16 protein-coding genes and 2 pseudogenes are annotated in these 26,545 nt (G+C 60.6%); 5 read left to right on the top strand and 13 right to left on the bottom strand.

The genetic code is table 11. The features are described from left to right. Positions 1 to 290 precede the first annotated feature (290 nt). The 6 genes from flgE to M1D99_RS07690 form a co-directional block, all read right to left on the bottom strand. Positions 291 to 1,607 carry a flagellar hook protein FlgE gene (gene flgE / locus M1D99_RS07715; protein ID WP_411385401.1) on the bottom strand — a complete coding sequence of 439 codons (1,317 nt, stop codon included), beginning with the start codon at positions 1,605 to 1,607 and terminating at the stop codon, positions 291 to 293. A 28-nt stretch (positions 1,608 to 1,635) separates the two neighbouring features. Next, positions 1,636 to 2,358: a flagellar hook assembly protein FlgD gene (flgD, locus tag M1D99_RS07710; RefSeq protein WP_434574580.1), complete on the bottom strand. Its 723-nt coding sequence runs from the start codon at positions 2,356 to 2,358 to the stop codon at positions 1,636 to 1,638. 15 nt (positions 2,359 to 2,373) lie between these two features. Then, complete coding sequence (gene flgC / locus M1D99_RS07705) at positions 2,374 to 2,817, bottom strand: flagellar basal body rod protein FlgC (protein ID WP_039591882.1); 444 nt, start codon at positions 2,815 to 2,817, stop codon at positions 2,374 to 2,376. Between the two features lie 3 nt (positions 2,818 to 2,820). Next, positions 2,821 to 3,228, bottom strand: coding sequence for a flagellar basal body rod protein FlgB (flgB, locus tag M1D99_RS07700; protein WP_186707045.1), 408 nt, complete (start codon positions 3,226 to 3,228; stop codon positions 2,821 to 2,823). Positions 3,229 to 3,581: 353 nt separating this feature from the next. Then, on the bottom strand, positions 3,582 to 4,409 hold the full coding sequence (cheR, locus tag M1D99_RS07695; protein WP_186707046.1) for a protein-glutamate O-methyltransferase CheR: 828 nt from the start codon (positions 4,407 to 4,409) through the stop codon (positions 3,582 to 3,584). A gap of 58 nt (positions 4,410 to 4,467) precedes the next feature. Then, positions 4,468 to 5,394, bottom strand: coding sequence for a chemotaxis protein CheV (locus M1D99_RS07690; RefSeq protein ID WP_186707047.1), 927 nt, complete (start codon positions 5,392 to 5,394; stop codon positions 4,468 to 4,470). Between the two features lie 78 nt (positions 5,395 to 5,472). Here M1D99_RS07690 and flgA point away from each other — a divergent pair, with 78 nt between their 5' ends. From flgA to M1D99_RS07670, 4 genes are all read left to right on the top strand, one after another. Further along, positions 5,473 to 6,237 (top strand): flagellar basal body P-ring formation chaperone FlgA, encoded by a 765-nt coding sequence (gene flgA / locus M1D99_RS07685; protein ID WP_186707048.1) that lies wholly within the window; start codon positions 5,473 to 5,475, stop codon positions 6,235 to 6,237. A gap of 172 nt (positions 6,238 to 6,409) precedes the next feature. Beyond that, positions 6,410 to 6,724: a flagellar biosynthesis anti-sigma factor FlgM gene (flgM, locus tag M1D99_RS07680; protein ID WP_186707049.1), complete on the top strand. Its 315-nt coding sequence runs from the start codon at positions 6,410 to 6,412 to the stop codon at positions 6,722 to 6,724. Between the two features lie 47 nt (positions 6,725 to 6,771). Further along, entirely contained in the window at positions 6,772 to 7,239 is a 468-nt protein-coding gene (locus M1D99_RS07675) for a flagella synthesis protein FlgN (protein ID WP_186707050.1), read from the top strand. Between the two features lie 92 nt (positions 7,240 to 7,331). Next, positions 7,332 to 8,078 carry a flagellar brake protein gene (locus tag M1D99_RS07670; protein WP_186707051.1) on the top strand — a complete coding sequence of 249 codons (747 nt, stop codon included), beginning with the start codon at positions 7,332 to 7,334 and terminating at the stop codon, positions 8,076 to 8,078. Between the two features lie 158 nt (positions 8,079 to 8,236). Here the strand turns inward: M1D99_RS07670 and M1D99_RS07665 are convergent, their stop codons facing one another. From M1D99_RS07665 to M1D99_RS07645, 5 genes and pseudogenes are all read right to left on the bottom strand, one after another. Next, entirely contained in the window at positions 8,237 to 9,592 is a 1,356-nt protein-coding gene (locus M1D99_RS07665; RefSeq protein ID WP_186707052.1) for an MFS transporter, read from the bottom strand. Positions 9,593 to 9,662: 70 nt separating this feature from the next. Continuing rightward, positions 9,663 to 10,904 carry a glutamine synthetase family protein gene (locus M1D99_RS07660; protein WP_434576376.1) on the bottom strand — a complete coding sequence of 414 codons (1,242 nt, stop codon included), beginning with the start codon at positions 10,902 to 10,904 and terminating at the stop codon, positions 9,663 to 9,665. Between the two features lie 340 nt (positions 10,905 to 11,244). Next, complete coding sequence (locus M1D99_RS07655; protein WP_186728824.1) at positions 11,245 to 11,937, bottom strand: sensor histidine kinase; 693 nt, start codon at positions 11,935 to 11,937, stop codon at positions 11,245 to 11,247. Beyond that, the gene (locus tag M1D99_RS07650; protein ID WP_186707053.1) at positions 11,930 to 13,537 is read right to left on the bottom strand and encodes a tetratricopeptide repeat-containing response regulator; all 1,608 of its coding nucleotides are present in this window, start codon (positions 13,535 to 13,537) and stop codon (positions 11,930 to 11,932) included. Before M1D99_RS07650 ends, M1D99_RS07655 begins: the two co-directional genes overlap by 8 nt. Positions 13,538 to 13,942: 405 nt before the next feature. Next, positions 13,943 to 14,842: pseudogene (locus M1D99_RS07645) on the bottom strand (PoNe immunity protein domain-containing protein). A 324-nt stretch (positions 14,843 to 15,166) separates the two neighbouring features. On the opposite strand from M1D99_RS07645, the pseudogene M1D99_RS07640 reads away from it, so the two are divergent. Continuing rightward, positions 15,167 to 16,509: pseudogene (locus M1D99_RS07640) on the top strand (IS4 family transposase). Positions 16,510 to 16,607: 98 nt separating this feature from the next. Here the strand turns inward: M1D99_RS07640 and M1D99_RS07635 are convergent. Further along, on the bottom strand, positions 16,608 to 17,222 hold the full coding sequence (locus tag M1D99_RS07635) for a GAD-like domain-containing protein (protein WP_434574578.1): 615 nt from the start codon (positions 17,220 to 17,222) through the stop codon (positions 16,608 to 16,610). After that, on the bottom strand, positions 17,219 to 26,524 hold the full coding sequence (locus M1D99_RS07630; RefSeq protein ID WP_458131597.1) for a two-partner secretion domain-containing protein: 9,306 nt from the start codon (positions 26,522 to 26,524) through the stop codon (positions 17,219 to 17,221). Before M1D99_RS07630 ends, M1D99_RS07635 begins: the two co-directional genes overlap by 4 nt. Positions 26,525 to 26,545 lie beyond the last annotated feature (21 nt).

Here is a 26,545-nt window from a genome sequence, read left to right as displayed (position 1 = left end):
GGTTTATCGGGGGTTTTCTTTTGTCTGGAGGAAAGTCGGCGCCTGGCCCCATCGCGAGCAGGATGTAGAACTGCGTACACATAACCCTGTGGGAGCGGGCTTGCTCGCGAAAGCGGTGGGTCAGGTACCGTCAATGCTGATTGTGCCGACGCCTTCGCGAGCAAGCCCGCTCCCACAGTCGGAAGTTGTTTGCTCGCGATGAGGCCGGGACAGGCAACACAAAATAGCCACCCACAAAAAAGCCCCTCTTTCGAGGGGCTCCTTGTGCAGCCTTCAAACAGCCATCGACATCAAGCCATCTGAATGATGGTCTGCATGATGGTGCTCTGGGTGGAGATGGTCTTGGCGTTCGCCTGGTAGTTGCTTTGCGCCTTGATCAGCTCGACCAGTTCGTTGGTCAGGTTGACGTTGGACTCTTCCAGGGAGTTGGAGACGATCGAACCCAGGGTGCCGGTCTGTGGCGCATCGTAGCCCGGGATGCCCGAGGCGAAGGTTTCTTTCCAGCTGGTGCCGCCTACAGGCTGCAGGCCTTGCTCATTGGTGAAGCTGGCGAGGGCGAGCTGACCAATCGGCTTGGTCTGGTTGTTGCTGAAGTTAGCCAGCAATACACCGCTGCCATCGATGGTCAGGTTAGTGATCTGGCCAGTGGCGTAGCCGTTCTGGGTTGGGATCGAACGGGCGGTGTCGGCGTTGAACTGGGTGGTGTTGCCCATGGAAATCGTAATGGTCGGCGCACTGGCGGCACCGTTGGCGGTCCATGTTCCGTTGGTCACGGTGCCAGGAACCCAACCAGTCAATACCAGATCGCTGTTGATAGTCGGCGTAGTGGCAGGCGGCACTGGCGGCGTGCTGACCTGCGTCAACCGGCCACTCGAATCAAAGGACATGGTCGAAGGGATCGGCGCGTTCGCACCGGTCGTGGTCGGCGCGCTGCCATTGAGGTTACGACCATCGATCAAGGTGTAGACATTCCAGGTGTTGCCGGAAGTCTTGACCATGTACTGGTCCATGGAGTGCTGGTTGCCCTGGGTGTCATAGACCGGGGTCGTGAACTGCTTGGTAAACGTAGCGGTGTCGGCCGGGTTGAACGCGGCAGTGATCGGCGTCGCTGTCGAGTTCAGGTTGATGGTCGACGATACCAGGCTGGTGGCGGTCGGCGGCAGGTTCGAGGTGTCGATGCGCAGGTCGGTCAGGATGCCGTTCTGGATCTTGCCGTTGGCATCCACGCCATAGCCCTGCAGGCGCGAGGTGCCATCGCTGTTGGTGATGAAACCTTCCTTGTCGGTCTTGAACGTACCGGCACGGGTGTAGCTCAGGGAGCCGTCGTTGCTCAGGACAAAGAAGCCCTGGCCCTGGATGCCCATGTCCAGCACGTTGCCGGTGTTGTTCACGTCACCCTGGCCGAACTGCTGGGAAACGTTGGCCAGGCGCACGCCGTTGCCGACGGTCTTGCTGCCCGAACCCAGCTTGGTGGCCGAATAGACGTCTTCGAATTCCGCGCGAGACGATTTGAAACCGGTGGTCGCCACGTTGGCGATGTTGTTGCCGGTCACGTCCAGCTGTTTGTTGGCTGCATAGAGACCGCTAAGGCCGATGTTGAAAGACATGTTGACTCCTTTTGCCGGTTAGTCGGCTCTACATACCAATAGTTTGTACTTTGGACAGGGCAATGCTGCCCAGCCCGGCCAGGTTGAGCATCAGCTCACCGCCCGTCTGGCTGATCGTCACGCTGCTGACCGTGGCCGGCAGGTTGGTGATCAACGACGTGGCCTTGCCATCGATGGTGGTCGAGGCCGCGAAGGTGTACGTGCCCGACTCGACCGTCGCGCCCGCGTCGTTCTTGCCATCCCAGATGAAGGCGGAGTTGCCGGCCTTCTGGCTGCCCAGGTCGATAGTGCGGACGGTCTTACCATCCTTGTCCATGATCTTGACCGAGAGGGAAGACACTGCCGCCGGTACCACCACCGTGCCGTTGAGGCTCTTGGAGGTGTCGACCACGGCCTTGTCACCGGGCGCGATCACCGAGCGACCGACCAGGGACGAAGCCTGCAACGCCTGGGACGAGTTGTAATTGCCAGCGATGCCGCTGACGGTGTCGTTGAGCGTGGTGATGCCTTCCAGGCTGCTGAATTGCGCCAGTTGGGCAACGAATTCACCGTTGTCCTGTGGCTCCAGCGGGTTCTGGTTTTTCAATTGGGTCACGAGCAGTTGCAGGAACGCATCCTTGCCCAATTCCTGGTTGCCGCTCGCCGCATTGGTCGCCGCGCCCAGGCCATCGGTCGTGGTGTTGGTCTTGACCGAGGAGTTGGCCAGAATCTCGTTGAGGCTCAAACCGCCTGTTGTACTGGTGACGCTCATATGAATCGCCCCTTATCACTGACCGAGGGTCAGGACCTTCTGCATCATGGTTTTGGCGGTGTTCATCATTTCGACGTTGGTCTGGAACGAACGACTGGCGGAAATCATGTCGGCCATTTCTTCGACGACGTTGACGTTCGGGTAGTAGACATAACCCTTGGCGTCCGCGGCCGGATGGTTTGGCTCATAACGTGCTTCGAGGTTGCTCTGGTCTTCGACCACGCCAAGCACTTGCACGCCCTGCCCCGCCGCGTCCTGGTCCTGGAACAGCGAGTCGCTGCCGCCGGACTGGCCGCCCTGGAACATGGTGGCGAACACCGGGTGGCGGGCGCGGTAGGTCTGGTCGATGCTCGACGAAACGGTCTCGGCGTTGGCGATGTTACTGGCGACGGTGTTCAGGCGAGTGGTCTGGGCACTCATGGCACTGCCGGCGATGTTGAAAACGCTCGCGATCGACATGGCTTACTCTCCACGCAGGGCCGATACCAGCCCTTTGAATTTACTGTTGAGCAGGGTGAAGCTGGCCTGGAAGTTCACGGAGTTTTCCGCGTAGTTGGACTGTTCCAGTTGAGCGTCCACGGTGTTCTGGTCGATCGACGGCTGCATCGGCGTGCGGTACATCAGCGATTCGTCGCCGCTGCCCACGCCTTCGGCTTCGATATGACGGTTATTGGTCATGTTCAAGGCGAAGTGGCCGTTCTTGGTCTTCTCGTTCTGCTCGGCGAGCACCTTGGAGAAGTCCAGGTCACGCGCCTTGTAGTTCGGGGTATCGGCGTTGGCGATGTTGTTGGCCAGGACTTCGGCACGTTGGGCGCGGAAGCTCAGGGCCTGTTCGTGGATACCGAGCGCTTTATCGAAGCTGATGCTCATGTCGGAAACCTTTGGGTGACCAGAATGTACGTACGATGGCTTTAGCAAGCGTCGTGCCACTTTCAGAAGCCCCGTAAACCGGGGCTTTGCGGGGATCGGCAAAGCGGCAATGCCAGAAAAGCGGCAATCGGCTTCCGCTGGCTGCCGCTTTTCTGCCGCTTTCGCCACATGCATGCATCCCATTGTGGGAGCGAGCCTGCTCGCGAAGGCGGTGTGTCAGTGACTGTTATCTTGACTGACACACCGCTTTCGCGAGCAAGCCCGCTCCCACAGGGGACTGTGGTGGATTAGAGAAAACCGGCAGGCAAAAAAAAACGGGAACCCATGGGGCTCCCGTTCTTTTACAAAGCCAATCACTTCGCCTGGTAGATGATCCCCGGGCTGCACTGGACCATCTGGTAATGATCCGGCAAACCGTTCAACGCCTCGGAGGCGCCGAGGAACAGGTAGCCACCCGGCTTGAGCGTGCCATGGATACGCAGCAGGATGTCTTTCTTCACTTCGGCGGAGAAGTAGATCAACACGTTGCGGCAGAACACGATGTCGAACTTGCCCAGGCTGGCGTAGCTGTCCAGCAGGTTGAACGAACGGAACTCGACCCGGCTCTTGATCGGCGCCTTGACCACCCACTTGCCCGGCCCTTTCGGGTCGAAGTAGCGTTGCAGGCGGTCCGGCGACAGGCCACGGCCGATGGCCAGGCTGTCGTACTCGCCGGTCTTGCAGTTATTGAGCATGGTGCCGGACAGGTCGGTGGCAACGATCTGCACGCCACCTTTCAGCTGGCCCAAGTTGGTCCGCTCGAACTCATCGATCGACATCGACAACGAATAGGGTTCCTGGCCCGACGAACAGGCCGCCGACCAGATCCGCAGGCGCTGGCCCGGGCTGGCCTTGATGGCCGCCGGCAGCACTTTGTTCTTCAGCACCTCGAATGGATAGGTGTCACGAAACCACAGGGTTTCGTTGGTGGTCATCGCGTCCACCACCATCTCGCGCAAGCCGCTGCGCGGTTGGGTCTGGATACGCTGCACCAGCTCGCCCAATGACTTGAGGCCCTGTTGCTCCATCAATTTATTGAGACGGCTCGACACCAGGTACTGCTTGTTTTCACCAAGCAGGATGCCACAGGCTTTTTCCAGGAAGACCCGGAACTGTTCGAAATCCAAATTACCCGTAGACAAGATACCGCCTCTTTCATCGTGTTGACTTGCCGGGCGCACAACGCACCCGACCTCTACTTTATTCTGCTGCCTTGATCCGATCGACGACCCGGGACGCCAGGTCATCGGGGCGGAATTTCGCCAGGAAATCGTCGGCACCGACCTTCTTGACCATCGCCTGGTTGAAAACACCGGACAACGAAGTATGCAAGATGATGTGCAGCTTTTGCATACGCGGGTCGCTGCGGATTTCCGAAGTCAGGGTGTACCCGTCCATCTCCGGCATCTCGATGTCGGAGATCATCATCAGGAACTCTTCCTCGGGCTTCTTGCCCTCGTCGACCAGCTTGCGCAGGTAATCCAGCGCCTGTCGCCCGTCGTTCAACGCCACCACATCGACGCCGACCGTTTGCAGGCAACGAGTGACCTGCTTGCGGGCCACCGAAGAATCGTCGACGGTCAGCACCCGCAGCGAAATCGCCTTGTGCTGGGTCTCGGCGTCCACCACGCCCGCGGAGATCGCTTCCGGCGTGGGTGCCACTTCGGCGAGGATTTTCTCCACGTCGATGATTTCCACCAACTGGTTATCGACCCGCGTCACCGCCGTCAGGTAGTGATCGCGACCGGTGCCCTTGGGTGGCGGATGGATCTCTTCCCAGTTCATGTTGACGATGCGTTCCACCGAGCGCACCAGGAAACCCTGGGTCTTGGTGTTGTACTCGGTGATGATCACAAACGGATTGCTCTGGTCCAGCAGCCGACCGGAACCGGTCGCCATCGCCAGGTCGAGAATCGGGATGGTCGCACCCCGGATATTGGCCACACCGCACACGACGGGGCTGGACTTGGGCATCAGGGTCAGCTTGGGGCATTGCAGCACCTCGCGGACCTTGAATACGTTTATCCCATACATTTGTTGGCCGTCGAGACGGAACAACAACAGCTCCAGGCGATTCTGACCGACCAGCTGAGTGCGCTGGTTTACCGAATCCATTACTCCCGCCATGCCCTGACTCCTACCTAACGCTAATGTGTCCGACGCGCATTCATCACTAAACGGCACGGGGCTTGCTATTGAACCGGCATGAACGCACAAACGACATTTTCTCGACGCCTGACCACTCACTGCCGCCACTGGCTCGGTGCACTGCTGGCTGCCTGCCTGTTCACCTCGGGCGGTCCTGCCCTTGCGGCGGTTCCGGTTACCTTGCCTGATCTCCTTATCGGCGTCACTCAGGGCTTTCTTGAATTCACCGTAGAAGACTATCTGGCAACCAGTCAAACCGAAGGTCGTTACGAAATCGAAGTCAACCAGCTCGACCCGCGCCTGCGCATGCCCATGTGTGACAAGGAATTGACTGCTTCCCTGGAGAGCCCGGCCCGGCCCCTGGGTCGCGTCACGGTGAAGGTCCGTTGTGACAGCGCCGCGCCCTGGACGGTGTTCGTGCCCGCTCAAGTGCGCCTGTTCCGGGAAATTGTCACCACCACCCGTCCGCTCAAGCGGGCCGGGATCGTCGAGCCCCAGGACGTCATGTTGCGCGAGCGCGACATCAGCCAGATCACCCAGGGTTTCCTGACCTCGGTCGATCAGGCCGTCGGGCAGAAACTTGTCCGACCAATGGTCGCCGACCAAGTCGTGACCCTGGTGCACCTGGAACAGGCCGAGGTGGTCCGCAAGGGCGACCAGGTGGTCATCACCGCCCGCAGCGGTTCCCTGGCCGTGCGGATGCCCGGCGAGGCCCTGTCCAATGGCGGCATGCGTGAACAGATACGAGTAAAAAACCTTAACTCCCAGCGCGTCATCAAGGCGCAGGTGATGGCCCCAGGCCAAGTGGAAGTGGCGATGTGATGACCCGATAGAGGAGGTAGAAAGCTGGCGCTTGATCCCGGTGTTCCCTAGACTGTGCCTTATGCAAAGGCAAGCGCAGACGTGCGCACGTTCATTGAATAAATGAGCCTAAAGTTTTTTTGGGAATGGCCGAAAACATGGCAAGCGTCCAAATACCCAGAGGTTTTTTACCATGGTCATCGATTTCAATCGTTTAAACAGCTCTTCACCGCTGACAGGCACTACGCGTACCAGCGCCACCAAGGAAACCGTCGAAACCGACAAATCCGCGCCGCTGTCCACGCCAGCCGAAGTCAGCAACGGGGAGTCGGTACACCTCAGCAATGAGGCTCAGCAGTTGCAGAAGCTCACTGACAAGCTGCGCGATCAACCTGTCGTCAACAACGCCCGCGTGGCCGAGTTGAAAGCAGCCATCGCCGATGGCAGCTACAAAGTCGACAGCAACCGCGTAGCCAGCAAACTGCTCAACTTCGAAGCCCAGCGCTAGGCCGCCGCCTGCGCCAGGCTTTTGGACGCTAAGACCCAAGGCCAGCCATGCACGACACTCAATTATTGCAACTGATCATCGACGACTTCGTACCAGCGCAACAATTGCTGGAGTTATTGCAGGCCGAATCCGTGGCCCTGCACGGTCGTGACATGCCTTTGCTGGAAAACATCCTGGCGCAGAAACAGGCACTGATCATCTTGCTCGACCAGCATGGCCGCAAGCGCAGCGAGATCCTCGCCAGCCTCAACCTGCCCGCCAATCATGACGGCCTCGAGCAATTGGCCGGTCAGTCGACCGTCGGCGATCAGTTGCTGTCCCAGAGCAAGGTGCTCAACGACCTGCTCGCCCAATGCCAGGCCACCAACGCCCGCAACGGCCAGTCGATCCAGATGCAGCAGGCCGCCACCGCCAACCAATTGCGCATTCTCAACGGCGGCGAGATCCCGACACTGTATGACGCCAGCGGTTCGACGGCCAGAATGGTCAAGCACCGTCCGCTCAGCCAGGCATGAAACGAACTATGCCTTCGCTCTATCAACGCGCGAAACATGCTGGCAAAATGCTAGCCATTCGTAGTCGTATTTTGCCTGGAGATTGACCCACCGTGTTCAATGCCTCAAACGCGGATGATGCTCCGCAGCCACCCAAGGTCCTTACCACGCCCCTGGAAATCTCCGGCAACCTGCGGATGCTGCAAGATAGCCACGACCCGCTGATCATTACGTTCCATGAACGTACCCAGCGCTTTCAGAGTTATCTGGTCAATGTCGATCGCGAGACCAACTCCATCGCCCTGGATGAAATGATTCCCCGGGACGGCGAGCGTTTCCTACTGGCCGGCGAGCCGTTTCGCGTCGAGGGCTTCCATGACGGCGTGCGCATCGCGTGGGATGGCAAGGGCCCGCTGACCATCGATGAATCCAGCGACGGTCGCTGCTACCGCGGCGCCCTGCCCGACGAGGTGGTCTACCACCAACGTCGCAACGCCTTCCGCGCCGCCTTGAAGCTGGCACAACTGGTGAGCGTTGAACTGGGCGGCGACAAGATGAAGTCCCCCGTAGAAGGCAAGCTGCTGGACATTTCCGCCACCGGTTGCAAGTTGCGTTTCGACGGCGATATCACCGAGCGACTGCAATTGGGCCAAGTGTACGAGCGCTTCGTCGCAGCCCTGCCGTTTGGCAACATGACCGCCCCCGTCGAGCTGCGCTACCTGCACTTCGAAGAACGATTCAACACCACCTTCGCCGGCGTACGCTTCCACAACATCAGCGGCCTGGTGCAACGGCAAGTCGAGCGGTTCGTCTACCAGCTCCAGCGCGAAGCCCGCCGCTTCGACAAAGACGACCTCTGATCCTCAAGGCATAAAAAAAGGGCAGTCCCTTGCGGTGACTGCCCGTTTTTTTTTATGCCTGCCCTGGACGGTTTCACTTCGATCCAAGTGTTGTTGTGTTTGGGCTCACCTCATCGCGAGCAAGCTCGGCTCCCACACTGGCTCTCCAGTGTTCAAGCTCAAGGCCTGGCCTGGGTAAAACTGGGGCCCTCGGGCTCTTCGGTTTCCGCAGCGGCTTCGGCGGCTGGCTCAGGCTCCCCGTCCGGATTGGGCGATGTCTGCATTTGCTCCTGAACGACCTGCTCGTCGACCCGCGGATCAAGGCACGCCACCAAGGGCGAGCTGGTCATGTTGTCCGGCATGGCCACATGGTGCAGCGGCGCATCATCGACCTGATGCAGATTGGTGACCGCTTTCGGCCGAATCCGCCACACGAGCACCAACGCAAACAAAGCAAAGAAGCCATACAGCATCTGGCTGCCGTACAGCTTCATCAGCACGCCGGCCACCAATGGGCCGATACTGGCGCCCACGCCGTAGGTCACTAACAGCATCGCCGTGAGCGACACCCGGCGATCGCCCTCGACGTGGTCGTTGGAAAACGCCACCGCCAGCGGGTACAGGCAAAACTGCACCAACGAACAGCAGAACCCCGCGACGAACAATATTTCCAGCGGCACCTTCGACAAGATGGCCAGGGGCAATGCACACACCGCCAGGGCCAGAGCGAAGCAGCGGATCAACAGTGCGCGGTCATAACGATCCGATAGCCAGCCCAGCGGCCACTGCACCAGCAGGCCGGCAAAGATGCAGCTACCCATGAACAGGCCGACCTGTTCGGTGCTCAGGCCCTGCTGGGAGGCGTAGAGCGGCGCCAGACCGTAGAAGGAACCTACGATCAGCCCCGAGCCCAACACCGTGGTCAAAGACTGTGGCACGCGTTTTATAAAGAAACGCGGCTCCATCGGTGCCGGATGCAGCGGTGCCGGGTGAATCCGCCGGGTCAGCGCCACCGGCACCAGGCACAGGGCGAAACACAGCGCCACCAGCATCAGCAGTTCCAGGCCCAGGGCCGGGTGCATGACCAGGATCAACTGCCCCAGTACCAACCCCAGGTACGAGGCGATCATGTAGCCGCTGAACACCACACCGCGCTGCTTGGCGTCGGCCTGTTCGTTGAGCCAGCTCTCGATGACCATGTACTGGCACATCATGCCGAGGCCAACGATCATCCGCAGCACGATCCAGGCCGGCAGCCAGTTCACCAGGCCATGGCCCAGCACGGCCGCCCCGACGATCCCGGCACAGGCCGAGTAGGCGCGGATGTGTCCGACGCGGGCGATCAGCCGGTGACCGATCTTGCCGCCCAGCACCAGGCCGAAATAGTTGGCGGCCATCAGCGCACCGACCCAGAGGCTGTCCACATGGTCGGCGGCCAGGCGCAAGGCCAGGTAAGTACTCAAGAGGCCCGAGCCGATCAACATCATCAGCGAGGCGAAATAAAGCGCTCGAAAAGGTTTCCAGATTTGGCGCATCGGCGTTCCGAGCGGCTCCTTGAGGTAAGTAAGGGCTATCCGTTGAAGATAGCCCGAATGCGACGGTTCGTTAGGCCTGGGCCGCGAGGACACGCCGCTCCCAGGGCGTGATTTCGTCAAAGAAACTGGTCAGTTCCAAGGTCTTGGAGGCGATGTAGCCTTCGATGAACTCTGTGCCGAACAGTTCCTTCGCCAGATGACTACGCTTCAGACGCTCCAGGGCGGCATGCAAGGTACATGGCAGCGACAGATTATCCGGCACTTCGAATTCGCCCTGGATCGCCGCGCTCGGCTCCAGGCGATGTTCGATCCCGTACAGCCCGGCGGCCAGGCTGGCGGCAATCGCCAGGTAGGGGTTGGCATCGGCCCCGGGCAAGCGGTTCTCGACCCGTCGGGCCACCGGCGAACTGGCGGGAATCCGCAACCCGGCCGAACGGTTGTCATGGGACCAACACGCATTGTTCGGCGAAGCGAACGGATGGCACAGGCGTTGGTAGGAATTCACGTTCGGCGCGAACAACGCGGTGAAGTCCGCCAGGCACGCCTGTTGCCCGCCGATGAAATGCCGGAACGCGGCCGTCGGGTCGCCCGCGTCGTCAGTGAACACGTTGCCGCCGCTGGCCGCCTCGACGACGCTCTGGTGGATATGCATCGAGCTGCCCGGCGTATGGGCCAGGGGCTTGGCCATGCAGACCACGGTCAGGCCGTGCTTGAGGGCGACTTCCTTGAGCAGGTGCTTGAACAGGAAAGTCTGGTCCGCCAGCAACAAAGGGTCGCCGTGTAGCAAATTGATTTCGAACTGGCTCACGCCCATTTCATGCATGAAGGTGTCGCGAGGCAAGCCCAGCGCCGCCATGCAGGCATAGACTTCGCTGAAGAACGGGCGCAGGCCATTGTTGGAACTGATGCTGAACGCCGATTGGCCGTCTTCGCGCCGTCCATCCAGGCCCATCGGCGGCTGGAACGGCTGGGTCGGGTCCGGGTTGGGGGCGAAGACGAAAAATTCCAGCTCGGTCGCCACCACCGGCGCCAGGCCAAGGGCCGCATAACGCGCGACAACTGCCTTGAGCTGGCCACGTGTCGAGAGCCGGGAGCTTTCACCGGTCAGTTCGTCGGCGTCACAGATCGCCAGGGCACGGGGCTGTTGGCTCCAGGGCAAGCGGTGGATCTGTTTCGGATCGGCCACCAGCGCCAGATCGCCGTCATCGCTGCCGTAGAAACGCGACGGCGGATAACCGCCCATGATGCATTGCAGCAGCACGCCCCGCGCCAACTGCAACCGCCGGCCTTCGAGGAACCCCTCGGCGGTCATCACCTTGCCCCGCGGCACGCCATTCAAATCCGGCGTGACACATTCAATCTCATCAATGCCCGTCAGTCGCTGCGCGAGTGAACGCTGGCCATCGGTCGTCATGACGCAATCCTTGTTATGTGCGAGCCGCGAACGGCAACCCGTACAAAATAGGCTCCGGCTGTTCGGAATATCAAGCGCCCACAAACAATAAACACGAGTGCGGGGAATGTGAGGTCCAGTGTGGGAGCGGGCTTGCTCGCGAAAGCGGTGTGTCAGTCAGCATAAGTATGACTGATGTACCGCTTTCGCGAGCAAGCCCGCTCCCACAGGGGATTTGTGGTGTTTTTTTAGGGCACGCTCAGGGCAAGTAAAGCCGGAACACCCCACCGCCCAACACACCGCCATTGGCAATCTCGGTCCGCCCGCTCACGCCGCCGCGCTGGTGCAGTCCGGCGATCCGCGCGGCGAAATACAGGCCCAGCCCGGTGCTGCCGCTGCTGTGGTTGATGCCCTGCACATACTCGGCCTGACGCTCGATCATCTCTGGCGGGTAACCCTCGCCGTCGTCGTTGATGGTCAGCACCAGTTGCCCGGCTTCGTCGCTCACACTGATCAACAGCGCCTGGCGCGCATGGCGAATGGCGTTATTGATGCAGTTGTCGAGCACCGACGCCACCAACTCGCGGTCGAAAAAGCCCAGCGGGCTGAGCGGATCGACGTCGAAGGTGGCCATGATCCCACGGCTGCGGAATACATCCTGATGGCCAGCCAGTTGCGCCTCGATGAAGTCATCCAGCTCATGGTAGGCCGGGTGCAGTGGCAACTGGTTGACGCCGAGCTTGTACAACCCCAGCAACTGCACCATGAGGCCGTTGAGATGGGCGAACTCGAACTCGATGACGCCCTGCTCCGAGGTCTGTCGCTCGGATTCGGGCAAGCGCTCGAGCCATTGCCCATGCGCCTGCATGAGCAAGGTCAGGGAGTTTTTCATGTCATGCACGGTCGACGCGATCACCGTGGAGAAATCGAGTGCCTGTTCGCTGTCATTCATCGCCAAATGCCTTACTTCGCAGTTTTTGATAGCGCGCAAAACGCGCATCGGTGTCGGGCATCATGCCCACCAGTTTCAGGCAGGCGCGGCACTCCTGCAGCAGTTCCGACTCCACAGTGGTGTCGGTGCCATGCAGCAGCGATTGCGCCATGTTCAGGGCAATACTGATGTTCTTCGGTTGCATCTTCAGGGCGCGGCGGAACAGTTCTCGCGCCTCTGGCAATGCGCCAGTCTTGTAGACCCGCACGCCTTCGCGGTTCAACTCGGCGGCGGCATTGCCCTGGTTGAGAATGTTCGGGTCGTCGGTGAGCTTGGCGATGCCTTGCATCACCGTCGGGTCATCACCGTAGATCTCCGCGCAGTTCTTGAGCATCGACTCGCCGGCGCTGGTCTGGCCGAGCATTTGCAACTGCTTGGCCACCAGCAACGCGGCCTCGGCGCTCATGAACTGCTCCATGCCATCGAGGCGCTGCAAGGCCTGCTCGGTGAGCTTTTCGGCGGTTTCGGCATCGTTGAGCAACAGGCTCGTGGCCTTCATCAACCGCGCCCGGACCTGCAAACCCGGGTCGTTGAGATTCTCCTTCGCCACCGCGCTGAGGGTCGTGTTGATCTCCAGCCGCGTCCGGGTGTCGAGGCCTTTTTCGCTGCCCTTGCTGATCAGCGCATGGGCCAGGCCGAGATTGCTTTCCGGGTCCTTGAAGCGCGACTGCGCGCCTTGCCCGACCGCTTGGCGATAGGCTCGGGACGCCGTGTCGAAGTCTTCGTTGGTCATCGCCAGCTTGCCCAGCAACGACTGACGGCGCACCGCCAGCGGCGACAGGCGCACCGCCTCTTCCAGCACGTGCTGCGCCTGCTTGGTGTCGCCTTCGGCCATCAACACTTCGGCCATGCCGTCGTACAACGCCGGCATCATCGGAAAGACTTTCAGGGCTTTTTCGTAAACGGCCTTGGCCTGCGTCACCTGGCCGCGCTTGAACATCAACTTGCCCAACCCCGCGTAGGCCCACGGCAACGGGCGATCGGCGATGATCGAGTTGTACAGCCGTTCAAGGGCCTCATTCTGATTCAGGTCGCGCAACGCATCGGCGCGATAACGCAGGCACAACGGCCCATAGCGCGGGTCCTGCTTGCACAGGGCGATGCAGGCATTGAGCACTTCCATCGGCTTGCCACGGTCGAGGGCTTGCAGGATCGGCTTGAGCAGGGTCTTGCGTTGCTCGAGCCGCTCCAGCCGCTGGGCCAGGCCGGAGCGGTTGAACGGTTTGGTCAGGTACGCATCCGGCTCGTGCTCCAGGGCACTGAGCACCATCGCCTGACTGGTCTCGGCGGTCACCATGAGGAAGACACTTTCATGGCTGATCAACTTCTCGACCATCAGGTCTTCAAGCACCTGCTGGCCATTCTTGCGCCCGTCGCCCAGGTGATAGTCCTGCAGGATGAAGTCATAGCGCTTCTGCGAGCACATGCGCAGCGCCACTTCACCGGTGTCGGCGGTGTCCACGTCCTTGACGCCCAGCTCACGCAGCATGGAGCGGATCGAACTGCGGAAATCCGAGAAATCATCGACGATCAAAAAGCTTTTTTGGTGGTACGCCAGCATCGAGGATGTCCAGGCAAGTAAAAAAATAACCCAATGGCATAACAACGAAACGCCGTGTCACAACCCCGAGGCGCACAGATGATAGTCACCAGCCAGCCACGTTCAAGGGATTTCAGCACCCGCTTGGCCTGGCTGTGTCGTGACGCACTTTGCGAGCCGAAACGCTGGAGACAACCGGGCTCATCAGGTTATCGGCAGGAGACCGCGTTCCGTTAAGGAGAAGGTGTGGGAGAAACTGAGTGCAGACGACTGGCTGAACACCCGTGGCGAGGGAGCTTGCTCCCGCTGGGCCGCGCAGCGGACCTGTCTGTTTGGCGGCTGCTGCGCAACCGAGCGGGAGCAAGCTCCCTCGCCACGAAGGGTGATGTCAGGCTTCAGCCCCTCGACTGATCAAACGAAACTTGCTCACTCACGTCGCCTCAACAACCTCGCCCAAAAACCTCCCTTATTCTCCACAACCACCGTAGCAGGCGGTTCAGCTTCCTGCCTGAGCGGATGCGTACTCGGCCTATTGGGTCTCAACAAGTCCCCTGGGTAATGCTCCAGCCCCAAGCACTGTGAATCGTCCATATCAAAAGCCTTGACCGCCGCCACGGCCTCTACGCACCAACGACCGAAATAGGCGCCGCCCTCGAAATTTTCATCGCCATAGGTATACCAATAGGGATGTCTATAACTGACAGCCTGAGGATCAGAGCCAGACTTGGCACCGGTACGCACCTCCGCGTACCAATGCTTGACGAACGCACTCAACAGCGATGCTTGCGAATCCGCCGGAGCGTCTACCGCCGTCAGTAACCGAGCGTAGGGTTTCGGGTAAAGAAGCACAGAACCTATTTTGCGTTCAGGGCTGCGACTCGCAATGATCCGGTCGAGCAGCACGTCCTCGCCTTCGTTACCGATCAACGCCAGCAACCGCCTCCACTGGTCATCCGCAATATCCAGCGCCAATCCCAAGCCCACCAGCCAGAAGCAGGTGATGTAATGGTCGTAGTTGACGCGCCAGCTATGGCGAGTGAATTGCTGCTCCTGGGTCCAGACCGTCGCGCCAAGGCGCTCGGCCTCCTCCCAGGCATCGAGCAGCCCGGGAAAGTATCGCGACAGGTCCGCTATCAGATCGCCAGCAGAATACCGGCACAGCATCTGGTGCCAGTGTTTCTACGCGATGATGAAAACGTACTGCGGCGCGTAATCGGGATCGCCGGCAGGTTTAGCGGCGGTTTCCAGCGCGTCGACGATGCTCTGATCACCATACTCAACCCATTCCGACCAGTAGCGGGAGTCTCCCAGCGGTGCCCGAATCACCTATGTTTCCTCCGAAATTCAACATCCTGGAATTTTCCTGCATTTAAGCTGGGAGCCAGTGATCGCGCCTATATCTAAAGCCCGAATTTAGTGAGCCACTAAGAACCCACTCCCGGTGAGAGCACACCGTCCTCCGGCTCGCCATGTAAAAAGGGGACAGACTTGAATGGCACTTACTTAACGGCTAACTAGCTGATACGGCTGCAAAAAATGAAAAAAGGCTGGCCTTGGTCTACGGTGATAGTTGCGAACACACACCGATCAAGCAAGGACACAGCCCGAGTGAATCGTAGACGCCAAATCGTCCGACATCAATAGCACCGTATGCGCCAGCACGCCACGAACAGCAATGCCCATGCTTTCTTCAAACTGCTCAACGACCCAGAGCTATTGCGGGGTGTCGAGTCGTCGATACCCAAGCATCGCCAGCGGCTATTCCCCCCGACCGAAACACTGTCCCTGTTTTTGTCCCAGGCGATGAGCGCCGATCGCTCCTGTCAGAATGCCGTGAATGATTTTTCTGTCAGGCGCTCTACGAGGGGTTCAAGCCCAACAGCATTCATACCGGTGCTTACTGCAAAGCCAGAGCCCGGCTGCCGGTGGAGATGGTTTCAACCTTGTTGCGCTCCACGGGGTTATCGATGAGCAACCGGGCTCCGTCATCGTGGCGTTGGAGGGGGCGACCTGTGCGCCTCGTGGATGGCACTACAGTTACCCTGCCGGATACGCCGGCCCACCAAGAGGCCTATCCGCAATCTCGTGGGCAGAAAGCCGGACTGGGCTTTCCTATCTGCCGGGTGGTGGGAATTGTTTGCCTCGCCAGCGGTGCTGTTTTGGATGCCTCGTTGGGACGTTTCCGCGGTAAAGGAGGTGATGAGCAGACGCTGCTCAGAACCATGCTCAATACCTTGGAACGAGCTGACATTGTGCTGGGCGATGCCTACTACGCAACCTACTTTTTGTTGTGTGAATTGCAACATCGAGGCGTGGACGGGGTGTTCGAACAATATGGCGCTCGACGGCGTAGCACGGACTTTCAGTTGGGAAAGCCCTTGGGGACGGAAGATCATTTGGTTGAGTTGAAAAAACCCAAGGCAAAGCCGTCCTGGATGAGTCAGGCCTATTACGACGAGGCACCTGAAACGTTGACAGTACGTGAGTTGAAGGCCGGTGGAAAAATCCTGGTCATCACTTTGAATTGTCCACAGCAGGTGCCAAAAGCTGCTCTTAAATCACTGTTTAAAGACCGATGGCACGTGGAGCTGGATCTGCGCAACCTCAAGACTACGCTGGGGCTTGAAGCACTGACCTGCAAAACGCCAGGTATGGCCGTCAAAGAGTTGTGGATCTACTTGCTGGCGCACAACCTGATACGGATGCTCATGGCGCAATCAGCTCTGTTGGCCGACTGTCTGCCTCGCGAACTGAGCTTCAAGCATAGCCTTCAGCTGTGTCTAGCGTTGAGGCAGTACAGGGCTCAGGAGCAAGAGGATCGTCTGCTGAATCTGCTTGCGCTGATTGCCCAAAAACGGGTCGGAAAGCGTCCTGGCAGAATTGAGCCGCGCACCATAAAACGAAGACCCAAGCCTTACCCCATGCTGATGAAAACACGTCGATCAGCAAGGGCTGAGGTCAGGAAGAATGGACACCCGAAGAAGGTTAAGTAAGTGCCATTCGGGACAGACTTATTTGGAAACTAGGAATTAAATAATCCGCCCTTCCAACAAACAAATTTATCCCCTTTCCTCCTTTCCCTCTTACTCGTTCAAGAACGCATCTGTCGCAGGATCATTAAATGAACCTCCAAGTTACATTTAACCAAATGATCTAGCGAAGCAGTCCCCCCAACAAACAATGCCGGCTCAAAGCCGTAAAGCTCACTCTCATCAAGCGCCCCCAACTTATCTAGCGCTCGCTCAAATAGAAACTCACCTTGATCATCCTCCAAATCATAACGCTCCTTATCAGACATAGCGAAAAATGTCTGAAGGGCTAGATCCGGATTTTTGTTAGGCGTTTTCAGTTTACTCATTAACGCGACGATAGACCCCGTCGGACACGAAACAACAATCTTCTGATTGTATTTTTCACCCCAAGCATAGAGAGTCCCAAACGCGCTCCTCGCAATAACGTGGTAGTTATCTATTTGTGGAAATTCAGTGCCCGCGAGCCACATATCGAGCAGATGTTTATAATCATCCGGATTTACCGTCCAGAAAAGGCCATTGGCATATCCGCACCACCCCTCATCCTGCCAATAGTCAAGCAACGCCTCAGGCAGCACCCCACGATATTTAGCAATTTGGGAGTCAGGCACATGTCGATGAGATGTGGCTTCCCCCATCACGCTGATGAAATACTGGAAATCTTCGTCCCTCATCTTGCCTGTGCTCCTCTGAGTAGCTCTAGCCGGACATTCAATTTAGCGCTGCCAGCACCGGTGGAAATGGCCGTATCTACGGCTTGATCGACAGATGATAAACGACTTGACCAGCTAGCACCTATGGATGAGTTCACATTGGTGTCCCCCATCCTTACCGGCGCTGGCGTCGTCCAACCGCCTGCAACCATGTCAGGCTCGTGCAAGGCTGCAAGACTAGATTTAATTTCCTTGGCGCGATCTTTTGCCATCTGCGTTGCCGTAGAACGATCGACACCTTTATTTATTAAACTTTGTCGAATACTCTCAGACACTTCTCTCTCGAACTCACGACCTAGACTTCGCTGCATTGAATCAGCTGCGGGATTGCGGCCTTGTTGAATGTAGGCATCCCGTGCAATTTTAAACTCATCAGCTGTCATGCTATTAATCGCATCCTGCTGAGCTTGCAACTGCTTGTTGTACTCCTTCAAAAATGTTTTCTGCTGATCGGGGGACATTTCTTTGTAGCGAGGATTATCGTAGGGATTAAAACCGTCTAGCTTCAGCTCATCAAGACGATCAATCACCTTGGTTGGTTGAGTCCCCTTAACACCCGAACTATAGTCCACGGTGTTTTCAACAACCTTCCCATTAACCGTCGTCGTGACAGTGCCATACCCCCCCTCAAGCTTCTTGCTATACGCCCCCTCCACGCTGCTCCAGTTCATCGGCTTACCGGCCGACACTTCAGCTTTGGCAATGTTGGCCATATCGGCCATTTTTTCAAGCTCTTTGGCCCCCACCTTGATCCCGGTTTTCGCCAGCGCCACGCCGCCCTTGGCCGCCGTGCCCACGCCCGTGGCGATGGTGCCGACTTGCCAGACCAGTTCGCCAATATCCTGGCCCAGTTGCACGGCACGTTCGTCGGCGCCGTGTTCAAGGGCGTCTTCGATACGTGCGATTTTGGCTTTGGCGTCACCGACCATTTCATCGCCTAATCTCTGGCGCGCCTCGGGATCGTCGATCAAGGCTTTGATACCTTTGATCCCTTCAACCGGATTGAGGAGGAATTGCGCCAAGCCTTCGACATCGCTCCAACCCGCCTGCGCCAAACCTTTGCCCACGCCGAAGCGGGTCAGGACGTCTTGTTTCTTGTGGATGTACGCCCACTTGGCGATCACCTGCGCTTTGGCCCCGAGACCGTCAGCCGCGCTGTACTCCTTCTCCGCCTGAACCAGCTGCTGAGTCGCCAGCCAGTTGTTATCCACCGCTGCACCGGCCGCGCTGTTGGCGGTAGCCGGGTCGAGCGAGGAGCTGGTGGCGGCCAACCCGGTGACAATGCTGACGATCAGGTTGCGCTTGGCTTCGCGCTGGGCTTCGCTTTCATCGGGGCTGGCTTCGGAGAACAGGCCGGTGAGCAGGCTCGACGCCGCCGCGCCGGCGGCTCCGCTGCCACAGCTCTGGCTGCTGGCGGCGGCACCGGCGCAGGCGACGATGCCGTGCAGGGCGGCGTGCAGTGGCGAGCCTTCGGTGAGTTTGCCGTCCGCCACCAGGTCACCGATGTAGCCGGCGCCCTGCTGCTGCAGGTAGTTGACCACCAGCCCTTGGAGGAACGCACTGTTGCCGCCACTGATGTTGCCGCTGGCCGCGCCGACCAGGGCGGTGGTGATCTGCCGGTAGGTGCCGCCCGCGCCCCACTTGTCGGCGATGCCGCTGGCTTCGGCATTCAGCCGCTGAGCGCTGCCGAGCAGCGCCAAGCGTTCGCTGTCGGTGAGTTTGGCGTTGGGGTCCAGGGCCGCTGCCTGCGCTTTCTCGGCCTGTTTGCGCTTGAGGTCGACCTCCTTGGCCTTGTTGGCGAGCAAGGTGCTGGCTTCGTTGGAGAACGCCCCGACGATCTCGAAACCGGCACGGATTTCGTCTTCGTCGAAGATCGGCTTGAGGGTGTTGGTGGTGTCGCGGTCGCTGGAAACATCGCGGTTGAGGCTGGCGATAGTTTGCTCGCCGTTCTTGCCGGTGCGCTTCTGTTGCTCGGCGTCGTTGCTGATGACAATGGTGCCGCCACTGATGCCGCTGCGGGTGACGCTGCTGGCGTCGTCGCTGGCGCTGATGGCGATCGGCATGGTGGCGCTGAGGTCGTTGTCGTTCTTCGGCAGGTCGGTGCCAGGGGTTTGCGTGCCGCCGCTGGTGGCGTTGCCCTGCTGGTCCTTGCCGACTTCGCGATAGCCGCCACCGACGCTGACGGTGCTGGCGTCGTACTCGGCCTTGTTCTTGATGTCGCGGCTGGTGAGGCTGGCGGTGACCAGGCGATTCTTGCCGTCCTGCACGGCCTTGTCGCTGCTGGCGATGACAGCGCCGACCAGATCGGTGTTGCCCCCCACGCGAATGTCAAAGCCGTCGTCCCCGGCCTTGATGCCCGATTGCTCGGTCACGCTGGCGTAGTTGGAATCGATATCCGTGGCGCCGAAGCTGCCGCTGACACCGTTGACCGAACTCATGCCGTAGCAGAACGGCGGAATGCACAGGCTAATGCCAACGCCCAGGCTCTTCTCGTCGACCACATAGGTGTTGGTGTCTTGCAGGCTTTCGATGTTCAGGTCGCCGCCAACATCGGCCAACACTCGCTTGCCGCTGGCCACCGCGCCTTTGAGGTTGGTGTCACCGCCCGAGGACAGCAACAACTGGTTGCCCGCCTGGACATGGGTATTGGTGTGGGTGAGGCCATCGCCATCCGCCTGGCCACGGCTGCCGGATGCCCCCAGATCCAGGGTGAAACCGTTGCGAGCACCGAGAGAAAAGCCGATGCCGATGCTGGCGCTGCTGCCTTTGCTGTCGGTTTCCTGTTTGTCGATATTGCGCGCGGCGAGCAGGTTAATGTCACCGTCCGCCAGCAGGCTGGCGTTGCGGCCGGCCTTGATATCGCTGCCTTGTACGGTGATGTTGCTCGCGGCACCCGCGCCCGTGGCGCGCAGGCGAACGTCGTTGCCGGCGGTCATGGTCGAACCGGCCGCGCTGTCGCTGGTGTAGGTGGTGGTGCTTTCGTTCTTCTTGGTGCCCAGGGACAGGCTGATGTTGATCCCGCCCGCCGCGCCCGGGTCCATCGCCACGGCGGTGGCGGCATTGTTGGTCGCCAGTACGGCGGTGGCGGCGGCCAGGGCCTTCATGCGCCCGTCGTCGGTTTTTTCCGATGCCCGTTTCATTTGCTGGGACGTCTGGATCGCACTGATCACCGGGTTGGTCACGGTGAGGGTGAACCCGGTCTGCTTGAACAGGGTTTCACGCTCGCGCTCGCGGGTGTTGCGCGCCTCTACGACGTCGATGGTCTGCGCCGTGACGTCGATGTTGCCTTGTGGCGCCGACACCTGGCTGCCCACTTGGCGATAGCCCTTGCCCGCTTCGATCAGCACATCACCGGTGGTCGAGCCGACCGTGCTCGCCACGGCCGTGTGCTCGGTGGTGAGGTCCTTGACGCTCTGTTGCTGGGTCCCCATGGTCACGGCGATGCCGCCGCCGCTGAACAGGCCGCTTTTCTTCACGGACTTGTCATGGCGTTCGCTGCTGCTGGCGGTGTCGGCTTCGATGTTGACGTTGTTGTCCGCCACCAGCACCGTCTGGGTCGTGGACACCACGTTGCTACCCTTCAGGTTGATGTCGCGACCGGCCTGCACATAGGTCTGCTCGCCGCTGAGGGTGGAGCCTTCGACCGAGGTCTGGCTGATGGTGTCGCGGGTGGTGGTGGTCTTGCTGGAAAACATCCCGTTGCTGCCCTTGACCTTGTGGGCTTCATCGGCGAACTGGTAGTTCTGGCCGGCGGTCAGGTTGACGTCGCGCTTGGCCTCGGCAAACACCGCCCCTTGCTCGCTGGTGACCTGGGCCGCGCGGGCGTTGAGGTCTTGGCCGGCGCTCAAGCGCACGTCGCCCTGCCCTTGGATCTGGGAGCCGACTTCGGTCTGGCTGGCATCCTTGCGCCAGTTGCTGCTGTTCCAGGCCAGCGCTTGCTCGTGGGCTTCGCCGACGGTGGCCAGGTTGATGTTCTTGCCCGCCTCCAGCAAGGTACTGCCGCCCTTGCCGGCATTGACCACCTGGGCCCCGGTGAGGTTGAGGTCGTTGCCGGCACTCACGCCCATCGTGCCTTGGGCGCCGCTGACGAACAGCCCGGCCACCCGCGACAGGTTGGTGCGGGTGCCTTGGGCGCTGCTGCTGTCCCGGCTGCTGGAGACGACGTTGATGTCCTGCCCGGCCTTGAGCGACAGGCTGTCCACGGCACCGATCAGGCCGCCAAGGTTGTTGAGGTTTTCCCGCGCGGTGAGCGATGCCTTGTCGGCCTGGATGCGCCCGCCGAGGTTCTCGATGTTCTGCGCGGTGATCGCCATGACACTGCGCCCGGCCAGGCTGCCACTGTTGACCAGGTCGCCAGCGATGTTCAGGTTCAACTGCTGCCCGGCAATCAGGGCACCGGAGCCGTTGAGGTCGCCCTCCTGGACCCGTACGTACACTTGCGGCACCAGCACGTTGCGGGTGTCGCCGTTGGCCAGGGTGACCTGCTTCTGAACCAGCCAGACGATGTCACTGGTCAACTGGGCCATCTGCGCGGAGGTCAGGGCCACGCCGGGCACCAGTTGCCATTGGCTGGCGACGGTCACGGCGTTGTCGATCAGGGCACGGTACTGCGCTTCGTCATTGGCGTAGCCGTCGAGGAAACGGCGGCCGGTGAGTTGCGCGATCTGTTCACGAATCAATTTCTGTTCGTAGAAGCCGTCGCCCAGGCGTTGTTGCGTCAGTGCCGGGTCGACTTGCAGGCGCTGCAGCATGTAGTCCGATGACAGCCAGGTGCGGTAGCTGGCAAAACGCGGATCGGTTTCGATCAGGTAGCTGCTGGTGTTCTGGGGATTAGTGGTGAACAGGCTGTTGTTCGGCAATGCCAGGGAGGGCCCGCCACTGCGGATCTGCTCGGCCACGCCCTTGCTGTTGAGGGTGGTCTGGGCCGCGACCTGAACGATGGGCGCCACTTGAAAGGTCCTGTCGACCGGAGCGCTGACCGTGCCCGTGGCGGCGATCTGTTCGCCGACGCCCTGTGTGGCGCGGGCGCTGATCTGGGCGCCGGTACCGTTGCCGGCGGCGTTCTGGGCGAACACGGTCGGTTGCAGGGTGATGTCCTGGATCAACGGCGCAGGCGTGTAGGCCGTGATGGCTGTTCCTTGACGGTCCCGGCCCTTGCGCTGGATGCGATAGAAGCTCGTTGCGGTGCCGCTGTCGGTGGTGGTGCGTTGGCCAGTCAGTTCGGTGTTGGTCAGGCTGGTAATGTTGGCCTGCAACAACCCACCGGCAATGATGCGGCTCTTGTCGTTGAGCACATCCCCTGCATTGATCTGCATCGTCCCGCCCGAGAGGATCTGCGCCGGTGCCGAGGTGGCGATCTGGGTTTCCTGGACCACGCGGGTGTAGTCGTAGCGGTTCCAGCTATCTTTGCTCCCCTCAGGCGTGTTGAGGTAATTGACCTCGTCGTGGCTCACGGAAATCTGGTTGCCCTGGTAACGGTTCGGCGAACCGCTGAGCTGGAATTCCTGCAAGGCGGTGCGGCTGACTTCCACCTGTTGGGTACTGAAGTGTTCGTTGGTGTTGCGCACGCTTTGCACATCGAGCGACAGGTTGCCGAGGGCCTCGATGGTCGCACTGGCGTTGGTCAGCAGTTGGGCCCGGTCCTGGGCCTTGTCAGTGGCGCTCAGCGCACCGCCAATGGCGAGGTCCCCGGCACTGAAGATCATTGCCTGCTCGCGGTTGTCCAGGGTGCCGGTGCCAATGTCCAGCGACTCGCGGGCGGCGATGGTCGCGGCGACGCCATTCTCATCGCGGTTGCTCAGAGCCGAAGTGGCAATCGCCAATCGGTCGCCGTATAGACGTCCCGTGCCCAGGTTATTGAGCGACAGCGCTTGCACACGCACTTGCTGGCCGTCGATCAGGCCACGGTTGGTCAAGCTGTCGTTGACGGTCAGGCGAACCTGGCCGGCGCTGATCTCGCCGCTGACGGCGTTGTCCAGGGTTTGCGAGCGCACCAGCAGGAGATTGCCCGCCAGCAGTTTTCCGCTGTTGTTGAAAGCCCCTTCGGTGCTCAGGTCAATCTTGCCATTGGCCTGTATCTGTCCGCTCAGGTCCAGGCCATTTTGCAGGCTGAACGTCAGGTCCCCCAGGCTCAGGGCTCGGCCGGTGCCCGAGTAATAGGCGGCGTTGAGGGACAACAGGCTGCCGGCGAGCAAGGTCCCGTCGAGGTTGTGCACCGCCTGGCGACGTTGCGCCGGATCGCGATCGGTGATGGTCAGGCCGGCCCCCGAGGAAATCAGGCCGCCCTGGTTATCCAGCGCTTGGCTGACACCGATGGACAATCCTTCGTCGGCGCGCACGGCTCCGGCCTGGTTGCCGAAGGTGTCGAGCACCAGGCTCATGGCACCGCCTTCAAGGCCCTGATTGGCACCTTGGGTGGCGCTGTTGTCGAGCACGCCGGCAGTCACGCCCAACGTGCCCGCGCTGCGCACCAGTCCGCCCTGGTTGCTGAGCGTATCCCCCAGCGCCAACTGGACATCGCCGAGGCCCTGCAATTGACCGCCGCGGTTATCCACCCGGGCGCCTTCGACCTGTACGCTCTTCTGGCCAATGATCTGGCCGCCGCTGCCGTTGGTAACGTCGGTGGCCTTGAGCACCAGCGCGCCCTTGGCACCGAGGAAACCGGCGCTGTTGTTGAAATGGGCACTGTGGATTTCCACCGCGTCCTGGCCGCTGATGCCTTGGGTGGTGCCGGACTGAAGGTTGTTCAGCGCCTGGGTGCCGGTGTCGATGAACAGCTTGCCCTTAGCCTGGATCAGGCCCGCCGCGTTGCGCAATTCACCGCTGCGCAGGTCGAGGGTCGCACCGGCATTCAACGTGCCTTGGCTGTTGTCCATCAGCAGGCCGTGGCTATTCAGGTCCAAAGCCTGGCCACTGATCACCCCGCCCTGGTTATTCAGGCCCAGGGCCGACAGCGTGATATCGCCCAGCGCTTCAAGGCGTCCGCCGCTGTTGTTCAGCGCATCCGCCGAGACGGTGACCTGCAACCCGGACTTCACCGACCCCAGCACGCCGTTGGTGTTGTTCAACTGTCCGGCGATGATCTCCATGCGCTGGGTGGCGGCGAGCGTGCCGCCGATATTGTCCAAGCGGTCGAACTTCGCGTGCAGCTCACCGCCGGCACTCACGGTGCCTTGGGCGTTATCCAGCGCCTTGCCGCTGACCTTTGTCGTCCCACTGGCGGCCAGCGTGCCACCGCCGTTGTTGACCTTTTCGTCGGCCGTGACGGTCAAGTCACCGCCAACGGTGGCGAGGACTTTGCCGCCCTGGTTGTTCAGCGCGCCGACCTTCAGCACCACTGCACCAGGACTGCTGACTTGCCCGGCCTGATTGTCGAAGCGTTCACGGGCAGTGACCTGCAACGGTTGCGCGCCGGTCTGGAGAATACGTCCACGCTGGTTGGACAACGTCGTTGTGTCGAGCGTGATCTGCTGGCCTTGGGTCAGGCCATTATCGACCACCACCTCGCGGGCCTTGACGCTCAATGTGCCATTACTCGCCAAGGTACCTTTGCTGCCGGCCAACTGGGTGGCCTGGATGTCCAGGGTGCCTTTGCCGGCGTGCTCGACCTTGCCCGTGCTGTTGTCGAGCCGGTCGGCGCCAAGTTTCACATTGGTGGCATTGGAGGCAATCCGGCCGTCGCTGTTGTCGAACGTGGCGGTGGCCTTGATCGACGTGTCGGCCGTGCCGGTCTGCACCAGCTCGCCACCGACATTGGAAATATCCCGCGCGCCCATCTGCAGGTTACCCGCGGTGACCTTGGCCGTATCGGTGCGCAAGGTCTTGGCCGCTTTGGTATTCAGCACTTGGGTCGCATCGACTTGACTGCCAGTGAGGTTGGCATCGCCGGTACTGGCCGTCAGGGTCACATTGCGGCCCAGGGTCTGGCTGCCGCTCAGGTCCAGGTCAGCGGCCTCGACGCTGACATCGCCGCCAGCAAGATTCTGGCCCTGCGCCTTGACGGTGGCGGCCCGTAGCGCGAGGTTGCCGCTGCTGCCCAGTTTGCCGTCCGCGCCGACGCCCGCCGCCAGGCTCGAGGCCGTGGTGCTGCGGATGGTCTTGGCGGTCAGCGTGGTGTGGGTCTGGCTGGCAACCGTGCCGCTGTTGTCGATGTCACCGGTGCTGTCGAGCCTCAGGTCGCCCTTGGCGTAGAGCGTGCCGCTGTTTTCAACGCTGGTGGCAGCAACCCGGGTCGCCGTTGTGCTGCTGATGGCGCCCTGGTTTTGCAACTTGCCGTCGGCGCTGATGACCACCTCGCCCGCCATGGCGCCGATCTGCCCGGCGTTGCGCACACCCACGCCGGATTCGGTGCCCACCAGCATGATCTTCCCGGCATACATGCCGCCGAGCTTGGCCACGTCGATGGCAACGGTGGGTTTTTCTCCCTCGGCGCCTGGTAGCGGCGTGGCCTGGGTGTTGTCGGCATTGACCTGATTACGTCCGGCCGTAACCTTCAAGTCGTTGGCCCACACCCCGGCGTTGACTTGTACCGAACGGGCAATCAGATCCGTATAGTCGGCCTCGCGGGCGTCCAGGCCTTTGCCTTCGATGTTGATGGTCCCGCCCTGCACGGTGTAGCCGGTGATGCGACCGTTCTCCAACTGCGCCCGACCAGTGCTGAGGGTGGCCCGGTCGGCGTTGATGAAGCCGCAACCGTTGCAGGTGATACCGGACGGGTTGGCGATCACCACTTCGGCGCGCTGGCCGGCGACTTCGACGTAACCGCGCAATTGGCTGGGATTACTGGAATTGACTTCGTTGAGGATGACCCGCGCGCTGCCATTGCCCAACATCGGGTTGCCTTCGATCCAACCGCCCAGTTTCGTCTGGCTATTGCCCGCGCCATTGTTGAGGATTACCCCGCGGCCATCGACGTCGAACTGGTTGTAGGTGTTGCGCGAGACACCGCCAGCGCTAGGCGCGCGGATGTTCACCTGCGGCGTGCCGTTGGCGCTTTGTATGATCACCGGTCGCTGGCCAGCCGGCGCGCCCGGGTCGGCGACGATGGTGCCGGCCCAGGTCGGCGCCACGCTCAAGGACACCAGGCCAATCGCTGTCATCAAGGCAAAGCGCAACGCCCCGAGCGTCGCCGTGCAAGCCGCTGCGCCCGCCGCCGGGCCAGAACGAGTCCCCGGCGCCTTGACTTGGCTGGTAACGTTCTCGGCCACTACCATCAACAGTCCGCGAGCCTTGTTGAAAACGATTCGGTACAGATGCTTGTTCATAGCAATTCCATTTGCGGAGCC

It is taken from the genome of Pseudomonas sp. R3-41 (assembly GCF_054161485.1).
Note: the sequence above shows the minus strand (reverse complement) of the source record. Positions and strands in the feature narration are given on the sequence as shown.